An 18,919-nucleotide genomic window follows, 5' to 3' on the forward strand; every position below is an offset into this window, starting at 1 on the left:
CCCGCCGGGGCGGCGGCGGCCGTGTCTCATACTCCTCGGTAACTCGGACACCGCAGTCCCGAAGGAGAGCAGCCCGTTGACCCGCTTGGCGCAGACCGCTGATCTGACCGACATCCAGCGCGAGATCCTGTCGACGGTCAGGAGCTTCGTCGACCGCGAGATCATCCCGAACGCGCAGGAGCTGGAGCACGGCGACACCTACCCCCAGGAGATCGTCGACGGGCTCAAGGAGCTCGGCATCTTCGGGCTGATGATCCCCGAGGAGTACGGCGGCCTCGGCGAGTCGCTGCTCACCTACGCGCTGGTGGTGGAGGAGATCGCCCGCGGCTGGATGAGCGTCTCGGGCGTCATCAACACCCACTTCATCGTGGCGTACATGATCAAGCAGCACGGCACGCAGGAGCAGAAGGAGCACTACCTGCCCCGCATGGCCACCGGCGAGGTGCGCGGCGCCTTCTCGATGTCCGAGCCGGGTCTTGGGTCCGACGTCGCCGGCATCCGCACCAAGGCCGTTCGGCAGGCCGACGGGAACTACGTCATCGACGGCCAGAAGATGTGGCTGACCAACGGCGGCAGCTCCACCCTGGTCGCGGCGCTGGTCCGCACCGACGAGGGCGCCGAGAAGGCCCACCAGAACCTCACGACGTTCCTCGTCGAGAAGCCTTCCGGCTTCGGCGAGGTCAAGCCCGGGATCACCATCCCCGGGAAGATCGAGAAGATGGGCTACAAGGGCGTCGACACCACCGAGCTGGTGTTCGACGGCTACCACGCGCAGGCCTCGGACATTCTCGGCGGGGAGCCGGGCCGCGGCTTCAGCCAGATGATGGACGGCGTCGAGGTGGGCCGGGTCAACGTCGCGGCCCGCGCCTGCGGCATCTCCATCCGCGCCTTCGAGCTCGCCGTCGCCTACGCCCAGCAGCGGGAGACCTTCGGCAAGCCGATCGCCCAGCACCAGGCGATCGCCTTCCAGCTGGCCGAGATGGCCACCAAGGTCGAGGCCGCCCACCTGATGATGGTCAACGCCGCCCGCCTCAAGGACGCCGGCAAGCGCAACGACGTCGAGGCCGGCATGGCCAAGCTGATCGCCAGCGAGTACTGCGCCGAGGTGACCACGCAGTCCTTCCGCATCCACGGCGGCTACGGCTACTCCAAGGAGTACGAGATCGAGCGCCTCATGCGCGAGGCGCCGTTCCTGCTCATCGGCGAGGGCACCAGCGAGATCCAGAAGACGATCATCAGCCGCGGTCTGCTGAAGACCTACCAGCTCAAGGGCTGACCGGTCCCGTTCTCGGGCCCCGTCCCGTTTCGCCGGGACGGGGGCCGGGTCGTCTCGACCGTGCGGACGCCCGGGCCCCGGACCATCCCCGACCCGACGTGCTAGGCAGGACCCATGCGAGCCGTGGGAGTGACCGAGTTCGGCGGGCCGGAGGCCCTGCACATCGTCGACGTGGCGCCCGAGCCCCTGGAGCCGGGCCAGGTGCGGCTGCGGGTCGAGGCGGCCGCGGTCAGCCCGACCGACACCCACGCCCGCTCCGGCGCCTACGCCGAGCGCGACCCGGTCAAGACCCCGCCGTGGGTCCCCGGCATGGACGTCGCCGGCACCGTCACCGAGGTCGGCGAGGGGGTGGATCACCTCGCCGTCGGCGACCCGGCCATGGGCATCGTCGTCCCGTCCGGCCCGCACGGCGCCTACCGCGAGGACAAGGTGCTGCCCGGCGACTCGGTGGTGCGGGCGCCGGCGGGCGCGACCGCCGTCGAGGCGTCGACGCTGCCGATGAACGGGCTCACCGCCCGGCTCTCGCTGGACCTCATGGGCCTGCGGCCCGGGCAGGTGCTCGCGGTGACCGGCGCGGCGGGTGCCTACGGCGGTTACGTGGTCCAGCTGGCAAAGGCCGACGGGCTCACCGTCGTCGCGGACGCCTCCGAGTCGGACGAGGAGCTCGTCCGCGGCCTGGGCGCCGACGTCGTCGTCCGTCGCGGCGAGGACGTCGCGGCGCGGATCCGCGAGCAGTTCCCCCAGGGCGTGGACGGGCTGGCCGACGGCGCCGTGCAGGACGCGCAGGCGCTGCCCGCCGTCCGGGACGGGGGAGCGGTGGCCACGGTGCGCGGCTACCGGGGGAACGGCGAGCGCGGGCTGCGGTTCTTCCCGACCCTCGTCCGGTCGGTGGCCACCGACCGCCCGGCGCTTGACCGGCTGCGCCGGCAGGTCGAGGAGGGTGCCCTGACCCTGCGGGTCGCGCGCACGTTCCCCGCGGAGCAGGCCGCGGAGGCGCACCGGCTCCTCGAGGCCGGCGGTGTGCGTGGCCGGCTGGTGCTGACCTTCTGAGGTCGCGCCGGACGCCCTGCAGCTGATTGGCTGCACGGACCCGGGCGGCGGAGCCCGGCCGATGGGGAGGTCCGGCGAGATGGTGCACAGGCTGGTGGTCAACTACGGGACACCCGACGACCCGGCTGCGTTCGACGCCTACTACCGCGAGACGCACGTCCCGCTCGCGTTGGCGCAGCCCGGCCTGGTGAGGCTGACCTTCGGCCACCCCACCGGCATGGACCCGGCCCAGCCGACGCCCTACCTGGTGGCCGAGCTGGACTTCGACTCCGCCGACGCCATGGCACGGGCCATGGCCTCACCCGAGGGCCGGGCGGCCGGCGCCGACCTCGCCAACTTCGCCACCGGTGGGGCCACCGTCGTCCACTTCGAGGTGCACACCGCCACCTGACCCCGGCCCGGGGATCCCTCGACCGGGCTGTCCACAGGCGCCGATGGACCGGAACCGGCGCGTCCGTCTAGCGTTCCCGCGGCATCCGGCCCCGGCGGACCCCGACCGGCGGACCGTTCCGGGGTGGTCCGCTCCTCCCGGCGGGGGCCGGCACGGGGCGGGCGGGAACCGGCGAGGGGTGGTCCGTGCGCGTCCAGGTGAGCGTGGGGCAGGCCGACGGTTCCCTGCTCGACGTCGCCCTCGACGTGGACGACGACCTGCCGATGGGCCGGGTGGCCGCGGAGCTCGGCCGGGTCACCGGCCGGCCCGCCGAGGGCGTCTGGGTCGCCGGGGAGCGGGTCGACGACGACCGGCCGGTGGGGGAGAGCCCCCTGGTCGACGGCGCGCTGGTGCACCTGTCGGCGGCCGACGCCGTCGCGCCCGTCCGCCCGTCGATCCGGGGGTGGCAGCTGCGGGTGCTCAGCGGCCCGGGCAGCGGGCTGGTCGCCGAGCTGCCCATGGGCGAGCACGAGCTCGGCCGCAGTGGAACGTTCGGGTTCGCCGACCGCTCGATGTCGCGCCGCCACGCGCTGCTGCGGGTGGGCGCCGACGGCGCGCTCCTGCGGGACCTCGGCTCGGCCAACGGCACCTTCCTCGAGGGTGAGCCGGTGCCCGAGGAGGAGCCCGGCGTCCCGGTCGGTCCCGGCCGGCTGGTGCAGCTCGGCGACACCCGGCTGCTGGTCGGGCCGGCGCCGCCGGCCGACGCCGCCGTCGAGCCGGCCGGCCCGGGCGCGCGGGCGTTCGTCCGGGCGCCGCGCCTCCTGCCCTCGCAGCGGGAGGTCCGCGTCCAGCTGCCGCAGGAGCCCAGGACGCGGGAGCCGCGCCGGTTCCCACTGGTCGTGATCCTGTCGCCGCTGGTGGCCGGCGTCCTGCTGGCCGTCGTCCTGCGCTCGCCGCTGTACCTGGTCTTCGCCGTCGCGGGCCCGGTGATGATGGTCGCCAACGCCGTCGCCGACCGCCGGCAGGGCGCCCGCGAGGCGCGCCGGGCCCGGGAGGAGTACGAGCGGGACCTGGGCCGCGCCCTCGAGCGCATCAGCACGGCGCTGGCCGAGGAGACCGCCCGCCGCCGCGCCGCCCATCCGGACCCGGCCGCGGCCCTGCTCACGGCCGTCCTGCCCGGCCGGCGGCTGTGGGAGCGGCGCCGCACCGACCCCGACGCGCTCGACCTCCGGCTCGGGTCGGCGGACCTGCCCTCGCAGCTGGTGGTCACCGACCGCTCCGCACCGGACGAGCCGCTGGAGCAGCGCACCGTACGAGCCGTGCCCGCGGTCGTGCCGCTGCGCGAGGCCGGCGTCGTGGGGCTCGCCGGCCCGGCCGAGCCGCTGGCCGGGCTGCTGCGCTGGGTGGTGCTGCAGCTGGCCATCCATCACCCCCCGCGCGACCTGGCTCTGACCGTCCTGGCGCCGCGCGGCCGCACCGACTGGAACTGGGTGCGCTGGCTGCCGCACGCCCGCCCGGCCGACGGCGCGGGCCCGGTGGCGTTCGTCGGGAACGACCCCGAGACGGTTCCCGCGCGGGTCGCCGAGCTGACCGCCCTGATCCGGGCCCGTCGCGACGCGGTGACGACCGGGGCCGGCCGGGTGCTGCCGGAGTCCTTCCCCGCGCACGTGCTGGTCGTCCACGGCTTCCGGCCGCTGCGGGTCACGCCCGGCCTGGCGCAGGTGCTGCAGGACGGGCCGGCCGTCGGCGTCTACGCGGTGTGCGCCGACGAGGAGGAGCGGTTCCTGCCCGAGGCGGCCACCGCGACGGCGGTGTTCGACCCGGACGGCGAGGCGACGCTGTCGATCAGCCGCAGCGGCCACGACCCGGTTGCCGGCGTGCTCGCGGAGCCGGTGGCGGCCGCGTTCGCCGAGGGCGCGGCCCGCGCGCTCGCGCCGCTGCGCGACGTCAGCCTCGCCGACGACGACGCCGTGCTGCCCGACAGCGTGCGGCTGCTCGACGCCCTCGGGCTGGAGCCGCCCACCGTGGACGGCGTCCGCGCGCAGTGGCAGCTGGAGGGCCGGACCACACGCATGGTGCTCGGCGCGGGCCTGCACGGACCGTTCACCCTCGACCTGCGTACCGACGGCCCGCACGGGCTGGTCGCCGGAACCACCGGCGCGGGGAAGTCCGAGTTGCTGCAGACGATGATCGCGTCCCTCGCGGTGGCCAACCGCCCGGACGCGTTGAACCTCGTGCTGGTCGACTACAAGGGCGGCAGCGCGTTCAAGGACTGCGTGCACCTGCCGCACACCGTCGGCATGGTCACCGACCTCGACGCCCACCTGGTGGAGCGGGCGTTGACCTCGCTGGGCGCCGAGCTCCGGTACCGCGAGCACCGGCTCGCCGCCGCCGGTGTCAAGGACGTCGAGGACTACGTCGACCTGCAGGCGCGTGAGCCCGGTCATCCGCCGCTGCCGCGACTGCTCATCGTCATCGACGAGTTCGCCTCGCTGGCGCGGGAGCTGCCCGACTTCGTGGCCGGGCTGGTGGGCATCGCCCAGCGCGGCCGGTCGCTGGGCATCCACCTCCTCCTGGCCACCCAGCGGCCGAGCGGGGTGGTGTCCCCGGAGATCCGGGCGAACACCAATCTGCGCATCTCGCTGCGGGTCACCGACGGCGCCGACAGCAGCGACGTGCTGGACGCGCCGGACGCCGCCCGCATCCCCCAGTCGGCGCCCGGGCGCGGGTTCGCCCGGCTCGGCCACGGCGCGCTGGTGCCGTTCCAGGCCGGCCGGATCGGTGGCCGCCGTCCGGGCCAGGGCGCGGAGGCCGCCGCCGCGCCGTTCGCCGTTCCGCTGGGCTGGCACCAGGCCGGGTACGCGGCCCCGCAGCGGCCGGCGACGGCGGACCGGCGGGCGGGCGTCGAGATCACCGACCTGTCGGTGCTCGTCGAGGCGGTCCGGGGCGCCGCGGACGCCGAGCGGGTGCCGGTGCAGCGCAGCCCGTGGCTGGCGGCGCTGCCGTCGCGGGTGCTGGCCACCGACCTCGAACCGCCCGCCGCCGGGGCATCGGCGGTCCGGCTGCCCTACGGGCTGCAGGACCTGCCGGCCCGGCAGGAGCGCCGGGTCGCCGCCTTCGACCCGGCGACCGACGGGCACCTGCTGGTCATCGGCTCACCCCGGAGCGGCCGGTCGCAGCTGCTGCGGACGCTGGCCGGGGCGGTCGGCTCGCGGTGCTCGACCCGCGACGTGCACCTCTACGCTCTCGACTGCGGCAACGGCGCGCTGCTCGCCCTGGAGGACCTGCCGCACTGCGGCGCGGTGGTGCCCCGCGCGCAGACCGAGCGCGCTGCCCGGCTGCTCGACCGGCTCGGCCACGAGCTCGAACGCCGTCAGCAGGTGCTGGCCGAGGGCGGCTTCGCCGACCTTGCCGAGCAGCGCCGCTCGGCCCCGGTCGACCACCGGCTGCCGCACGTGCTGGTGCTGGTCGACCGGTGGGAGGGCTTCACCCCCACCCTCGGCGAGGTCGACGGCGGGCGGCTCACCGACATCTTGCTGACCCTCGTGCGCGAGGGCGCGTCGGCCGGGATCTCGGTCGTGCTGACCGGCGACCGCTCGCTGGGCACCAGCCGGCTGGCCTCGCTGACCGACAGCAAGCTCGTGCTGCGGCTGGCCGACCGGGGCGACTACCCGCTGATCGGCGTGCCCGGCAGGCAGGTGCCCGACGGGTTGCCGCCAGGGCGGGGGGTCACCGTCGACGGCGCCGTCGAGACCCAGGTCGCGCTGCTGGCCGGGGACGGATCCGGGCAGGCGCAGGCGGCGGCGATCGCCGGGATCGCGGAGGCCGCGCAGGCGCGGGACGCGCTGCTGCCGCGGTCGGCCCGCCCCTTCCGCGTCGACGCGCTGCCCTCCCGGATCACCTTCGAGGCGGCGTGGGACCTGCGGCCGGCGGAGCCCGGTCCGGGCTTCGCGCTGGTCGGGGTGGGCGGAGACGAGCTGGCCGGCGCCGGACCGGACCTGGCGGGCGGCGGCCGGGCGTTCGTGGTCGCCGGGCCCGCCCGCTCGGGCAAGAGCTCCGTGCTGGCCGTCATGGCGGAGTCGCTGCTCCGGCACGGCACGTCGGTCGTCGTCTGCGCGCCGAAGCCGTCGCCGCTGCGCGACCTGGCGGGGCGCTCCGGCGTCGTGGCGGTGGTGGAGGACGCCGCGGCTCCAGCCGGGTGCTGGCGGGAGTTGCTCACCGCCGATCCCGGGCGTCCGCTGGTCCTGCTCCTCGACGACGGCGACCTCCTGCGCGACTGCCCCGCGGCGGAGGTGTTCCGCGAGGTGGTCACCGGCTCCCTGCCCGGACGCGGCCTCGTGCTCGCGGGCACCGCCGACGGGATCTGCACCGGGCTCTCCGGGTGGCAGGTGGACGCGCGGAAGGCCCGGCAGGGGCTGCTCCTGTCCCCGCAGGGCAGCACCGACGGGGACCTGGTCGGCGTCCGGCTGCCGCGCAGCGCCGTCGGCGGGCCGGTGCGGCCGGGGCGGGGCCTGCTGCACCTGGGCGACGGGGCGGTGCGCGCCGTCGCCGTCCCGACGCCCCCGGCCCGGACCGGCCGAGCGCCTGTGGAAAACGGCGAACCGGGCCGTCGGGTCTCACTACGGTGAGCGGGCCGGCGCCCCTTCCGACGTGGAGACCCCAGTGAGCGATCTGTACATCGACGGAGCGGTGCTCGCCCGGGTCCACGCCGACCTCCTCGGCGTCCGGGACCTCCTGGAGCAGCCCGCCCGCGAGATGCGCGAGGTGACCGGATCCGCGATGGGTTCGCCGGCGCTGGCCCGGCGGATGGACGAGTTCGGAAACGAGTGGGCCTACGGCATCGGCAGGCTGGGTCGGTTCGCCGCCGACGCCGCCGACGCACTCGACCGGATCTCCGCGACCTTCCGGCAGGCCGACGCGTCGCTCGCCGACGCGCTGCGGGAAGCGGGCGGGCGATGAACGGCAGCTTCGCCTCCCTGGGGTTCGACCCGGCTCCCGGGGACGTCGGCTCCGCCGCGCAGGTGGCCGCCGGTGTCACCGGCGCGGCCCGTGCGCTGGAGGAGATCTCCGCGGTGCTCACCGGAGCCGCCGGCGGCGAGTGGCGGGGTTCGACGGCCGTCGCCTTCCGCGAGCTGCTGTCCGGGGAGTTGCGGCCCAGGGTCGAGGCCGCGGCCCGCTCGTTCGACGAGGCGAGCCGCGCGCTGCACGACTGGCTGGACACCATGCACGCCGGTCAGCGCCGCGCGCGGGCCCTGGAGGCCGAGCACGCCGAGGCGGTCCGGCGGGCGCACGCCGCCCACGCCTCCTACGCCGCCGTCCCGGCCGCCGCAGCCCCGGGCGGGACGCCGACCGCGGAGCAGGCCTCCGCCGAGGCCGACCGGCTCCGGGCCCGCGCGGTCGCCGGGCGGTCGGCGGGGGCGGCGGACGCAGAGGTGGACCGGATCACGCGGGAGGCCCGCGCCCTCCTCGCCGGCTACGAGCAGTCCGGCCGGGAGGTGGCCGGCCGGCTGCAGCGGGCGATGGACGTCGTTCCGGACGAGCCCGGCTTCTGGGCCGGGCTCGCCGAGGACGTCGGCGCGGTGCTCGCCGTCGTGGGGGAGGTCGCCGACGGCCTCCGCGACGTGCTGGTGGAGGTGCTGGACCGGTTGGCCCCGCTGCTGGACGTCGTCGGTGACCTCGCCGGACTGCTGAGCACTGCATGCGGGTTGCTGGCGTTCGTCCCGGGGCTGCAGGTGCTCGCCGGCCCGGCCGTCGCGCTCGGTGTGCTGGCGGCGGGTGCCCACCACCTCGCCGCGGTGGGCGAGACGGGCAGCTTCACCGAGGCGCTCACCGACCCGGCCGTCCTGATGGACGCCGTGGGGGTGGCCCTGGGGGTCGGCGGCCTGGCGATCGGCACGCGGCTGCTCACCGCGGCCAGGGTGAGCCGCGCCGCGTCCGCCGCCGGTGGCCGAGCCACCGGCACGGTCCCGGAGCCGGTCGCCCTGCGGATGGATGCGGTGCCGACCTACTTCCAGCTGGCGCGTAGCACCAGCTACCAGATGTCCGAGGGTGAGCTGGTGTGGCGGATCGCCCGGTCGCACGTCAGCGCCGGTGTCGTCGCGACCACCGCGATGGGCGCCCGGGGCACCCTGGACACCGCCGGAAGGCTCGCCAGGTGGGAGTTCGGCCCGCTCACCCGGCAGCCGAGGGCGGTCGCGTGACCGCCTCCCCGTCGGTGGTCGCCGAGCTGTGCGTCCCCGCCGACTGGGCCGAGCTCCTGCTCCCCGACGACGACGCGGCCCACGCCTGCTTCGACGAGCTGGCCCGTGCGTCCTGGCCGTCCGGGCCGGTCGAGGTCCGGGCCGCCGGCGCCCGCGCGCTGCTGTCCTGGCGGGCGGCGGTGCTGGCCCGGGGGGCGGTGAGCCACGGGGTGGTCAGCGCTCCGCACCCCGGCGGCGGCACCGCCACCTGGCACGTGCTGAGCGCCGTCGTGACGCTGCCGGCGGTGGGCGAGGTGGACCTCGGCGCGCTCCTCGCCGAGCTGCTGCGCGCGCAGGGGACCGAGGAGCTGCTCCACGTGGAGGCCTTCGAGACCGATCTGGGGCTCGGGGTCGGCGTCGTCGCCGAGCACACCGTCGTGCCTCCGCCGCAGCTCGGGGCCCTGGCCGCCCGCGGGATCGAGGTCGTCGCCGGACCGGTTCGCGTCGGGGTCGCCGCCGCGCTCGCCTGCGCCCCGGGCGCGGAGCAGGGCCTGCTGGTGGTGGGCGTGAGCCTGGCCCCCGAGCAGGTGTGGGAGGTGGCCGGGCTCGTGGCCGTCGTCGCCGGGCGTTCACGACTGCACCCGGCGCCGTCCGGGAACGAGGAAGAGGACCGGTCAGGATGACCGCCGCGCAGAGCCCGTCGCCCGTCGACCGGCCCGTCCACCACCCGTGGGCGAGCCGGGCCGAGCTGCTGGCCGCCCGCGCGGAGGCGGTGCCCGCCCTGGAGCGGCGGCTCCTGAGCCTGCGCCGGGTAGCTCGCCAGACCGCGCTGACGCTGCTGTTCCTGTTCGCCGGGGGGTTCGTCGGCACGGCCGTGGACCAGCGCCACCACGAGCCGGTGGTGCTGGTCGTCGTCGCGGCCGCCGGACTGGCCGGCGTGGCGGCGGGCGTCTCGGTGATCCGCACCGAACGCGAGAACCGCCGGTGGAGAAGGCAGCTGCTCGGCTGGGCCGCCGCTGAGCGCGCCGGCCGGGCGCTCCCGCGCGGGCTGCTGCGACCGGAGCACCGCTCTCCCTTCGACGCGCACGGCGACGCCGACTTCGTCGACGTCGCCGAGGAAGCCCGGGTGGCGGCGACGGTCCGTACGAGGAGCGTGCGGCTGGTGGCTCACTCCGTTCCGGCGGTGGTCGCCGTGCTGGCGGGTGTGGTCGGTGTGCTGGGGATCGCCACCGAGCCGTTGGACGTCTCCCGCGTGGTCTTCGGCGTCTTCGCCGGTGTGCTGGGGATCGCCGGGCTCGTGGCCGTGGGGGCGCAGGGGCGGTACCTGTACGGCCTCGACCGGGCCCGGGCCCGGCTGGCGGAGGACGTCGCCCGCCTGCCCCGTGCCTCCGAGATTCCGGAGCCGCCTTTCGCCGTGCGCGTGCTCATCCCGGCCGCGCTCACGGTGCCGTTCGCGCTCCTGCTGATCCACCGGATCGCCTCCTCCGGCTGATCCGCCGTCGGGCGACCTGCGGTCGTCGTCCCGGGGTGCACGCAACGCAGGACGGAAGGCCGCCTCGCATCCGGCGAGGCGGCCTCCCCGGGGAGCCGGGCGGGTCAGCGGCCGAGCGCGCCGGCCAGCTGGACGTCGGCGTCCCGGAAGGTGGCCGCGGCCTGGTTCAGGTACTGCGCCATGCCGTCCAGGCCGGCGATCATGTTCCGCGCGCCGGCGGTGAACTCGTCGTAGGACGCCTGGAAGGTGCGGCTGGAGCTGTCGGTCACGTACGCCTCGGCGACGAGCTGGTCGACGAGGCCCTTGAGCTGACCGAGCATGCCGTCGATCTCGGCGCGGCCGTTGGTGAGCCGGCCGGCGGCGTCCTCCATCTGCTGGTAGGTGACGTTGACGTTGGCCATGGTGGTGTCCAATCGGGAGGGCCGGCCGCGAACGGAGACCGGCGGATCAGCGGGTCTGGCGGGACGGTATCGACGGCGACCGTGTCGCCGGAGCGTTGTCCACAGGCACCGCGCAGACCCTCGAGCGTGGCCCGGAACCGCGGCGACGAGATGCTCCGGCGAGGCGTCGACTCGGGTCGCCTCCTCCAGCGGTCCGTGACATGGTCCGGTTCGTGAACGGCGCCCAGGCACTGATCAGGACCCTCGTCGACGCGGAGGTCGACGTCTGCTTCGCCAACCCCGGCACCTCGGAGATGCACTTCGTCGCGGCACTGGACGACGTGCCGGAGATGCGCGGTGTGCTGACCCTCTTCGAGGGGGTCGCCACGGGCGCGGCCGACGGTTGGGCACGGATGACCGGCCGACCGGCCGCGACGCTGCTGCATCTGGGCCCCGGCATGGGCAACGGCCTGGCCAACCTGCACAACGCCCGGCGCGGGCGGGCGCCCGTGGTCAACGTGGTCGGTGACCACGCCCGCTCGCACAAGCGGCTCGACGCACCGCTGGAGTCCGACATCGACGCCGTCGCCGGCACGGTCTCGCGCTGGGTGCGCCGTTCGCTGTCACCGGCCGACGTCGCCGCCGACGCCGTCGACGCGGTGGCCGCCGCCCGCTCCGGTGGCATCGCGACGCTCGTCCTCCCGGCCGACGTCTCCTGGGAGGAGGGCGCCGAGGTGGCCGCGCCGCGGCCGGTGCGGCCGGCTCCGCAGGTGGCGCCGTCGGTGATCGAGGACGTGGCCACAGTGCTGGCCCACGGCGAGTCGGTGGTGCTGTTCCTCGGCGGTGACGCCGTGACCGAGGACGGCCTGCTCGCCGCCGGGCAGGTCACCGCCGGCACCGGCGCCCGGCTGATGACCGAGACGTTCCCCGCTCGCGCGGCCCGGGGCGCCGGCCTGCCCGACGTCACCCGGCTGCCCTACCCGCCCGAGCTGGCGATGGCCGCGCTCGCCGGGACAAGGCACCTCGTGCTCGCCGGAGCCACCGCTCCGGTGCACTTCTTCGGCTACCCCGGCGTCCCCGGCCACCCCGTGCCCGAGGACTGCACGGTGCACGTGCTGAGCGAGCCGGGCGAGGACGGCGTCGCGGCCCTGCGGGCGCTCGCGGCGCTCGCGGCTCCCGACGCCGAGCCGGTGCTGCTGGAGGCCTCCCGTCCGGAGCTGCCCACCGGGGAGCTGACCCCGCGCACGATGGCGGCGGTGATCGGTGCCCTGCTGCCCGAGCGCGCGATCGTCGTCGACGAGGCGCTCACCTCCGGGGTGGGGCTGATGGAGCTGACCTCGGGCGCGCCCCGGCACGACTGGCTGGCGCTCACCGGGGGCGCCATCGGCGACGGGCTGCCGATGGCCCTGGGTGCGGCGGTGGCCTGCCCCGACCGCCCGGTGATCGGCATCCAGGCCGACGGCAGCGCCATGTACACGATCTCGTCGCTGTGGAGCTACGCCCGCGAACAGGCCGACATCACCACGATCATCTGCGACAACGGCTCCTACGCCATCCTCCAGCACGAGCTGTCGCGGGTCGGCGCGGCGAACGACGGCGAGCGGGCCGCCAGGCTGCTCGACCTCGGCGGTCCCCAGCTGGACTTCGTCTCGATCGCGCAGGGCATGGGCGTGCCGGCCACCCGCGCCACCACGGCCGACGAGCTGGCCGAGCAGTTGCAGGGGGCGCTCGCCGAGCCCGGACCGCACCTGATCGACGCCGTCCTGCGGTGAGCGGTGCGGGGGCCGGCGACCGCCCCCGCACCGCTCCCGGTCAGGCCCCGGTGGTCGCGGGCGCCGGCCGACGGCCCCGCTGCACGGCCAGCACGCCGGCGACGGCGACGACGACGCCGACCACCGGCGGGATGAACCACCCGGCCTCGTTGCTGACCCAGGCGGCGAACGCGGCCACCACGTAGACCGCGAGGTTGCGCCACTCGACCGCCGGCAGCGCCGACGTCGCCGGCATGCCGCCCCGCCAGCGCGCGAGGAAGTCGCCGATGACCACGCCGCCCAGGGGTGGGATCAGGATGCCGAGCCACACCAGGTAGTCGATGAGGTTGTCGTAGATGCCGGTGATGGCCAGCAGGGTCCCCACGACCACGCCGCCGATGACGAAGGGCTTCTTCGACCGCGAGTCGGCGATCTCCGCGCCCGCGACGCCGAAGTTGTAGGCGGTGTTGTCGTTGGTGGTCCAGAGGTTGGCCACCAGGAAGACCAGCCCCCAGCCGACCAGCCCGAGCTGGTACAGGACGAGCACGAAGTCGCCCTCGCCGAACGCCAGGGCGCCGACCGCGCCGAAGCCGAGCATCAGCAGCTCGCCGATCAGGAACGCCACCACGCACGCCCAGAAGCCGACCGTGGGCGTGCGCGCGAACCGGGTCCAGTTGGGCGCCTGCGTGCCACCGGAGGCGAACGTGCCGACGACGATGGTGACCGCGGCGGCGATCGGCATCGTCCCCCCGGGCTCGATCGCCGTCAGCCCGCTCCAGCCGCCGACCTCCTCCAGCGACCGCCAGGTGACCCAGCCGGCCAGCACGAGCATCAGCGGGACCGACACCACCGACAGCGCGTACATCCCCCGGTAGCCGTAGTAGGCGGTGACGCCCATGAGGGCGCCGCCGGCCACCATCAGGGCGATCTCGGTGGCCCGCCCCTGCCACTCCAGGGCGCTGGCGGTGAGACCGGCGAGCGTGGCGACGGTGACCCCGTACCAGCCCACCTGGGTTCCGCCCAGCAGCAGGGAGGCGAGCTTGGCGCCCCGGGTGCCGAGGGAGTACCGGCACATCATCACGGTGGTCAGGCCGGTCCGGGCCCCGATGCCACCGATTGCCGCGACGTAGACGCCGAGGACGGCGCTGCCGAGGAGCAGCACCCAGATCAGCGAGGTGACGTCGAACGCGGCGCCGATCTGGGCGCCGGCGAGCATCGTGGGCGTGAAGAAGGTGAAGCCCAGCAGGACGATCGCCAGTGAGAACAGCGACCGCCGGGCGTGCGCCGGTACCGGGTCGATCGGGTAATCGGGATCGATCTCGGCCGGCGCGGGGGAGACGTCGTCGCGACCGGTGACGCGGCTGCTCATCGGTCGCCCTCCGGCTGCGCCACGGCGGTGTCGTCCTCGCCGATGTCCTCGTTCCACAGGGCCGGGTGCTCGGCGATGAAGTCGCTCATCATCCGGGTGCACTCCGGGTCGTCGAGGACCAGCACCTCGACGCCGTGCTCGGCCAGCCAGTCGTGGCCACCGGAGAAGTTCTGCGCCTCGCCGACGACCAGCCGGGAGATGCCGAACTGGCGGACCAGCCCGCTGCAGTACCAGCACGGGGACAGCGTGGTGACCATCGTCGTCCCCCGGTACGAGGGCTGGCGGCCGGCGTCGCGGAAGGCCGAGGTCTCGCCGTGCACCGACGGGTCGTCGTCCTGCACCCGTCGGTTGTGCCCGCGGCCCAGCACCGTCCCGTCCGGCCCGAACAGCGCGGCGCCGATCGGGATGCCGCCCTCGGACAGCCCGGTTCGTGCCTCCTCCAGGGCGATCCGCAGCCAGGAACGGGCTGTCGCCTCGTCCAGGGAATTCGTCATCGAGCGTCGTCCTCTCCCCGCCGGCCGGAGTGACCGGGCGTCGCGGCCATCGTGGCCCCGGTCCGCGGATGTCTTGTAACGGCCTTGTTGCGTTCAGTGGTCGCAGGGTCGGTGTCCCTGTGGGCGCCGTCAAGGCCCACAGAAACGATCGGCTACACGTGTGCAGGGCGGGACCAGGCTCGACCAGCGGGTGGCGCGGCGCCTCGGGATGACCGGAGGGATCTTCCCGTGCCGCCGGGGGAGGGCCCTCGGCCGTCCCGCCGGTTCTGGCGGACGACGACGACCGGCCGGCGGGAGCCCCGGGTGTCCGGCGTCCGGCGGGGCTGCCTAGATTGCCTGGAAGTGGACGGTGGAGATGGACAGGATCTCGGCCCCGCCGTGCCCCGTCCGTCGCGGCGGCTGATCACCGATCCCGTCTTCGGTCCCTACTGGGGCGGCAAGCTGCTGGCCAACGTCGGCATCTGGATCCAGAACATCGCGAGCGCGGCCCTGGTCTGGCAGCTGACCTCGTCGGCGTTCCTCGTCGGGCTGGTGAGCTTCGCCCAGTTCGTGCCGCAGCTGGTGCTGACCCCGGTGAGCGGTGCGATGGCCGACCGGGGGAGCCCGCGCAAGCAGATCCTGCTCGGGCGCACGTTGTGCACGCTCGGCGCCGCCGTCCTGGCCGGCTGGGTGCTGCTGACGCCGGAGGTGACCGACGTGCCGCCGTGGGTCGTCATGGTCTGCGCGCTGGTCGTGGGGATCGGGTTCTCCGTCGGCGGCCCGGCGATGCAGGCGCTGCTCCCGTCACTGGTGCGGAAGGGCGAGGTGGCCCCGGCCGTCGCGCTGGACAACCTCACCTTCTCGGTGGGCCGGGCCGTCGGACCGGCGGTGGGCGGCGTGGTCGCCGCCACCGCCGGTTACGGCGTCGCCTTCGGTCTGGCCGCCGTCGGCCATCTCGTCTTCCTCGTAGCGGTGTTCCGGCTCCGGACGCCGGGCGCGGCGACCGCGCCGGGCCCGCGGCTGTCGGTCTCCGCCGGGGTCCGGTACCTGCGCACCGATCCGGTGGTGGGTGTCCTGCTCCTCGGCGTCACCGCGGTCGGCATCGGCGCGGACCCGCCCGTGACGCTGGGGCCGTCACTGGCCGACGTCCTCGGGGGCGGTCCGGAACTCGTCGGCGTGCTGGCCTCGGGCTTCGGGGCGGGCGCGTTTCTCGGCTTCTTCGTCCAGGCGGGCCTGGTGCGGTACCTCGACCACGCCTGGCTGGCCACCGGCGGGCTGGTGCTGCTCGCGGCCTCGGCGGTGGGGGTGGCGGCGAGCTGGAACGTGCCCGCCGCCGTCGTCGCCTTCGTGGTGGGTGGCGTCGGCCTGACGCTGGCGATGAACGGCATCACCACCCTGCTCTACGCCCGCGTCCCGCGGGAGTACATCGGCCGGATCATGGCCCTCTGGCTGGTCGGCTTCGTCGGCTCCCGGCCGCTGGCCGCGACCCTGAACGGCGCGCTGACCGACCTGCTGTCGGTCGGCGCCGCCCTGGTGACGACGGCGGTGATCGTGCTGGGCGCGGCCGCGGTGTGCCGGCCCGCGGTGCTGCGGCGCCCGCTGCCCCCGAGCTGAGCCCGGTCAGCGGGTAGGCACCTCCCGGGCGAGGACGAGCGACGTCACGACGAGCCAGACACCCCCGAAGACGAAGTCGAGCAGCCCCGAGGGGCCACGGGGGTCAGGGCGACCACCACCGCGAGCACCATGACCAGGGACGGCACGGCCGCGATGCGCGCGCTCTCCCAGCCGGTGGTGAGAAGTACCTGGGCCGTGGCGCCGTTGCCCAGGTCGGCCTCCCGGTTCACCCGACCGGGTAGACGCGGTCACACGTCCGTCCACAGAATGCCTGTTCGCGTCCCATCGGACTGATCATCTTCCTAGAGTCCCGTCGATTCGATTGCTCGCGGGCTCGACGGGGGATGGGGCGTGCCGACTGCTCTGGACGTCGTGGACGGCGAGGTCCGCGAGCTGATCCGCCGGCGTGGGCTGGATCCGTTCACCGATCCGGGCCCGGTGCGGCTGCTGGTGCGCGACGTCGTCGCCGACTACTCGGAGCGCTCGCTCACCTCGGCGCTGCCGCCGATCGGCGACGTCGAGTCGGTGGTGCGCGACGTGCTGGACCGGGTGGCCGGGTTCGGGCCGCTGCAGCGCCATCTCGACGACCCGGAGATCGAGGAGATCTGGGTCAACGAGCCGGGCCGGGTGTTCATCGCCCGGCGGGGCCGCAGCGAGCTGACCACGACGATCCTGGCGCCGGGGGAGCTGGCCGACCTGGTGGAGCGCATGCTGCGCACCTCGGGTCGGCGGATCGACATGTCGACGCCGTTCGTCGACGCCATGATGCCCGACGGCTCCCGGCTGCACGTGGTCATTCCCGACATCATTGCCGGGCGCGCCGCCCACCGGCCAATGGTCTCCCTACCCCCGTCCTGAGCTGCGTGTATAGGTGTGGGAGGTCGTTGGCCGCCAACGGCGAGTTGTGGGTGTCCTGCGGACTTTCTGCGGACTCTGTGCGGACCACATCCGACGATGGTGATCATCGATCGATCGGTTGCATCGAGCGCCCGCGGTCACCTGTGCAACACTTCGTCCGCACGGCAGCGCGACCCACGGGGGTGTTCGGACCATGGTGAGCGGCTCCTTTCATGCGAGGTGGCTGGGTCCTTCGTGACGCCGTTCCCAACGGTGCACAGCTCCGGCCTGCTCTATGGCAACCTTCCTGACAACAACGCTCAAGAGCAGCTGAGCGTCAACTACGTCCGGTCGGTCGCCACCGCGGCCCGGTGTCACGCCAAGGTCGAGGAGACCGACTTCGAGGGCGTCGACGTGCACATCAAGTCGATGCAGATCGCCCACGATGTCCCGTTTCCGTCGGTCGAGGCACAGCTGAAGTGCACGCAACGCGAGGACCTCGTCAGGGACGGACGCATCGCCTGGCAGCTCCAGCGGGACAACTACGACCAGCTCCGCCTCGCGGTGGCGATCCCACGCATCCTCATCGTGATGCTCTGCCCCGCGGACTTCACCGCCTGGCTTCAGCAGGATGACCAGCGGCTGTCGATGTCCCACGCCGCCTACTGGGTCAGCCTCCGCGGCGAGCCGGAACTCAAGGCAGAACAGAAGACGAAGACCGTTCACGTCCCCCTGTCGCAGCCCTTCACCGTTGAGGCGCTTCTCGACATGATGACGAGGACTGGCAAGGGGGAGGCACTATGACTGAGTCCTCCCTCGAGCAGGTCCGCCAAACTGGTCTGACCTCCTCCAGCGTCGCTGCCTACCTGTCAACGACTGGCTGGTCGATGGTCCACGACGGCCGGGCCCTGCAGAGCTGGGTCTATGGCGACGTGCCGACGCCCGACCAGGTGCTCCAGCTCCCGACCGATGACTCCTACGCGGACTACGACCAGAACCTCCGCCGGGTGCTCCGCCAGCTCCAGGCGCTGAACGGGTGGGACGCTCAACAGCTAGCGACTCACGTCCTCGGCGCCCGCTCCGACATCCTCTACATCCGCGCGTCCCAGTACAGCTCCGACGGGAGCATCCCGGTGCGCGAGGCGCAGCAGCTACTCGACGGTGCGGTGGACATGGTCACTGCGGCTGCACGGTGGACGTACCAGCCACGCAGAAGCTTCTCGGGTCGTCCACCCGACGCCGTCAAGGAATTCATCGACGACGACCTCCGCATGGGGCACACCCAACGAGGCAGCTTCGTCATCACGATCCTGACGCGGCTGGACGAGCCGGAAATCGACCAGCCCGGCGACCGAACACCTGCACTGGTGCCGCCGGCCGAGGTGGGAGGGCAGTCGCTGCATCAGTCCCTGACCAGCGGTTACGTAGCACCTTTCCAGCGTCGCGTCATGAGCACATTGGCCTCAGGCCTGTCCTACGTCAGGACCGCCACCGAGACCGCGCTGAACAGTGACGACGGGGTCGCCGCAGTTGACCTCGACGAGGCGGTGCAGCGCGGCGTCAGCGCCCAGCTGTGTCAGGCATTGGGTGAGATGACCGAACAGGTTGGCATCCAGTCACTCGACCTCTCGTTCAACTGGGCGCCGGCCGAGCCGAGTCCTGCCCCGCCGGTAAACCGCGTGGTGTTCGCCCGGCCGACGGCGCCTGTCCTCATGGACCTGCGGGAACGTCTCACGCCATCACCACCGGCGGAGCGGCGGGCCAGCGTGACTGGATACGTCACGCGCCTGGAGCGCGGCCAGGACGCCGAGGAGGGAACGGTCACAGTCCAGGGCTTCGCAGACACGCAGGAGCAGCGATCGGTCCGCGTCTTGCTGACTGGCGACTCCTACACAACCGCTGTACGGGCGCACGACGCACGTCAGCTCGTCCAGGTGTCTGGCCGCCTCACCCGAGAGGGCAACGCCTACTTCTTGCGCGGCCAGGTAAGCCTCAGTCGCGTTACCGTCACGACGACCGAGCCGCGATAGCTGCGCAGCAGCCAGCTGGTTGCACCACTGGGGATGCTCACAGCCGCGATTTCGGGCCGCGGCCTGGGCGACCGCGGGTTCAGTAGAGGTAGCGGTCG

Annotated in this window: 17 protein-coding genes; 13 read left to right on the forward strand and 4 right to left on the reverse strand. The window is 74.1% G+C overall.

Annotated elements, in window-relative coordinates:
* The first annotated feature begins 76 nt into the window (after nt 1-76).
* The 8 genes from ABC795_RS03930 (at nt 77) to ABC795_RS03965 (ending at nt 10,367) form a co-directional block, all read left to right on the forward strand.
* Nucleotides 77-1,276 carry an acyl-CoA dehydrogenase family protein gene (locus ABC795_RS03930; RefSeq protein WP_347059604.1) on the forward strand — a complete coding sequence of 400 codons (1,200 nt, stop codon included), beginning with the start codon at nt 77-79 and terminating at the stop codon, nt 1,274-1,276.
* A gap of 114 nt (nt 1,277-1,390) precedes the next feature.
* On the forward strand, nt 1,391-2,326 hold the full coding sequence (locus ABC795_RS03935) for an NADP-dependent oxidoreductase (RefSeq protein WP_347059605.1): 936 nt from the start codon (nt 1,391-1,393) through the stop codon (nt 2,324-2,326).
* 79 nt (nt 2,327-2,405) lie between these two features.
* The gene (locus ABC795_RS03940; protein ID WP_347059606.1) at nt 2,406-2,717 is read left to right on the forward strand and encodes an EthD family reductase; all 312 of its coding nucleotides are present in this window, start codon (nt 2,406-2,408) and stop codon (nt 2,715-2,717) included.
* A 185-nt stretch (nt 2,718-2,902) separates the two neighbouring features.
* Nucleotides 2,903-7,324 (forward strand): FtsK/SpoIIIE domain-containing protein, encoded by a 4,422-nt coding sequence (locus tag ABC795_RS03945; RefSeq protein WP_347059607.1) that lies wholly within the window; start codon nt 2,903-2,905, stop codon nt 7,322-7,324.
* Nucleotides 7,325-7,358: 34 nt separating this feature from the next.
* A complete protein-coding gene (locus ABC795_RS03950) occupies nt 7,359-7,655 on the forward strand; it encodes a hypothetical protein (protein ID WP_347059608.1) in 297 nt (98 codons plus the stop codon).
* On the forward strand, nt 7,652-8,896 hold the full coding sequence (locus ABC795_RS03955) for a hypothetical protein (protein ID WP_347059609.1): 1,245 nt from the start codon (nt 7,652-7,654) through the stop codon (nt 8,894-8,896). The genes ABC795_RS03950 and ABC795_RS03955 overlap by 4 nt, the downstream gene beginning before the upstream one ends.
* Entirely contained in the window at nt 8,893-9,558 is a 666-nt protein-coding gene (locus tag ABC795_RS03960) for a hypothetical protein (RefSeq protein WP_347059610.1), read from the forward strand. The genes ABC795_RS03955 and ABC795_RS03960 overlap by 4 nt, the downstream gene beginning before the upstream one ends.
* Nucleotides 9,555-10,367 (forward strand): hypothetical protein, encoded by an 813-nt coding sequence (locus ABC795_RS03965; protein WP_347059611.1) that lies wholly within the window; start codon nt 9,555-9,557, stop codon nt 10,365-10,367. Before ABC795_RS03960 ends, ABC795_RS03965 begins: the two co-directional genes overlap by 4 nt.
* Nucleotides 10,368-10,471: 104 nt before the next feature.
* Here the strand turns inward: ABC795_RS03965 and ABC795_RS03970 are convergent, their stop codons facing one another.
* Nucleotides 10,472-10,768, reverse strand: a complete 297-nt coding sequence (locus ABC795_RS03970) for a WXG100 family type VII secretion target (RefSeq protein WP_347059612.1) — start codon at nt 10,766-10,768, stop codon at nt 10,472-10,474.
* Between the two features lie 212 nt (nt 10,769-10,980).
* Here ABC795_RS03970 and ABC795_RS03975 point away from each other — a divergent pair, with 212 nt between their 5' ends.
* A complete protein-coding gene (locus tag ABC795_RS03975) occupies nt 10,981-12,519 on the forward strand; it encodes an acetolactate synthase large subunit (RefSeq protein WP_347059613.1) in 1,539 nt (512 codons plus the stop codon).
* A gap of 40 nt (nt 12,520-12,559) precedes the next feature.
* Here ABC795_RS03975 and codB read toward each other — a convergent pair whose 3' ends face one another.
* Both codB and ABC795_RS03985 read right to left on the reverse strand, forming a co-directional pair.
* Nucleotides 12,560-13,867 (reverse strand): cytosine permease, encoded by a 1,308-nt coding sequence (gene codB, locus ABC795_RS03980; protein WP_347059614.1) that lies wholly within the window; start codon nt 13,865-13,867, stop codon nt 12,560-12,562.
* Nucleotides 13,864-14,361 carry a nucleoside deaminase gene (locus tag ABC795_RS03985; RefSeq protein WP_347059615.1) on the reverse strand — a complete coding sequence of 166 codons (498 nt, stop codon included), beginning with the start codon at nt 14,359-14,361 and terminating at the stop codon, nt 13,864-13,866. The genes codB and ABC795_RS03985 overlap by 4 nt, the downstream gene beginning before the upstream one ends.
* Before the next feature lie 378 nt (nt 14,362-14,739).
* Between ABC795_RS03985 and ABC795_RS03990 the strand changes: the two genes are divergently transcribed.
* Entirely contained in the window at nt 14,740-15,954 is a 1,215-nt protein-coding gene (locus ABC795_RS03990; protein WP_347059616.1) for an MFS transporter, read from the forward strand.
* Nucleotides 15,955-15,998: 44 nt separating this feature from the next.
* Here the strand turns inward: ABC795_RS03990 and ABC795_RS03995 are convergent, their stop codons facing one another.
* The gene (locus ABC795_RS03995; RefSeq protein WP_347059617.1) at nt 15,999-16,184 is read right to left on the reverse strand and encodes a hypothetical protein; all 186 of its coding nucleotides are present in this window, start codon (nt 16,182-16,184) and stop codon (nt 15,999-16,001) included.
* A 121-nt stretch (nt 16,185-16,305) separates the two neighbouring features.
* Here ABC795_RS03995 and ABC795_RS04000 point away from each other — a divergent pair, with 121 nt between their 5' ends.
* From ABC795_RS04000 to ABC795_RS04010, 3 genes are all read left to right on the forward strand, one after another.
* Nucleotides 16,306-16,812 carry a hypothetical protein gene (locus tag ABC795_RS04000; RefSeq protein WP_347059618.1) on the forward strand — a complete coding sequence of 169 codons (507 nt, stop codon included), beginning with the start codon at nt 16,306-16,308 and terminating at the stop codon, nt 16,810-16,812.
* Nucleotides 16,813-17,046: 234 nt separating this feature from the next.
* Complete coding sequence (locus ABC795_RS04005) at nt 17,047-17,595, forward strand: DUF4365 domain-containing protein (RefSeq protein WP_347059619.1); 549 nt, start codon at nt 17,047-17,049, stop codon at nt 17,593-17,595.
* Entirely contained in the window at nt 17,592-18,821 is a 1,230-nt protein-coding gene (locus ABC795_RS04010; protein ID WP_347059620.1) for a hypothetical protein, read from the forward strand. The genes ABC795_RS04005 and ABC795_RS04010 overlap by 4 nt, the downstream gene beginning before the upstream one ends.
* Nucleotides 18,822-18,919: the final 98 nt, after the last annotated feature.

Source organism: Blastococcus sp. HT6-30 (assembly GCF_039729015.1).
Lineage (GTDB): Bacteria > Actinomycetota > Actinomycetes > Mycobacteriales > Geodermatophilaceae > Blastococcus.

Bases quoted from the DNA above. Each gene is read 5' to 3' on its own strand.
- ABC795_RS03985 (WP_347059615.1), bottom strand. From the start codon at position 14,361: ATGACGAATTCCCTGGACGAGGCGACAGCCCGTTCCTGGCTGCGGATC.
- ABC795_RS03970 (WP_347059612.1), bottom strand. From the start codon at position 10,768: ATGGCCAACGTCAACGTCACCTACCAGCAGATGGAGGACGCCGCCGGC.
- ABC795_RS03940 (WP_347059606.1), top strand. From the start codon at position 2,406: ATGGTGCACAGGCTGGTGGTCAACTACGGGACACCCGACGACCCGGCT.
- ABC795_RS03935 (WP_347059605.1), top strand. From the start codon at position 1,391: ATGCGAGCCGTGGGAGTGACCGAGTTCGGCGGGCCGGAGGCCCTGCAC.
- ABC795_RS03955 (WP_347059609.1), top strand. From the start codon at position 7,652: ATGAACGGCAGCTTCGCCTCCCTGGGGTTCGACCCGGCTCCCGGGGAC.
- ABC795_RS03965 (WP_347059611.1), top strand. From the start codon at position 9,555: ATGACCGCCGCGCAGAGCCCGTCGCCCGTCGACCGGCCCGTCCACCAC.
- codB (WP_347059614.1), bottom strand. From the start codon at position 13,867: ATGAGCAGCCGCGTCACCGGTCGCGACGACGTCTCCCCCGCGCCGGCC.
- ABC795_RS04010 (WP_347059620.1), top strand. From the start codon at position 17,592: ATGACTGAGTCCTCCCTCGAGCAGGTCCGCCAAACTGGTCTGACCTCC.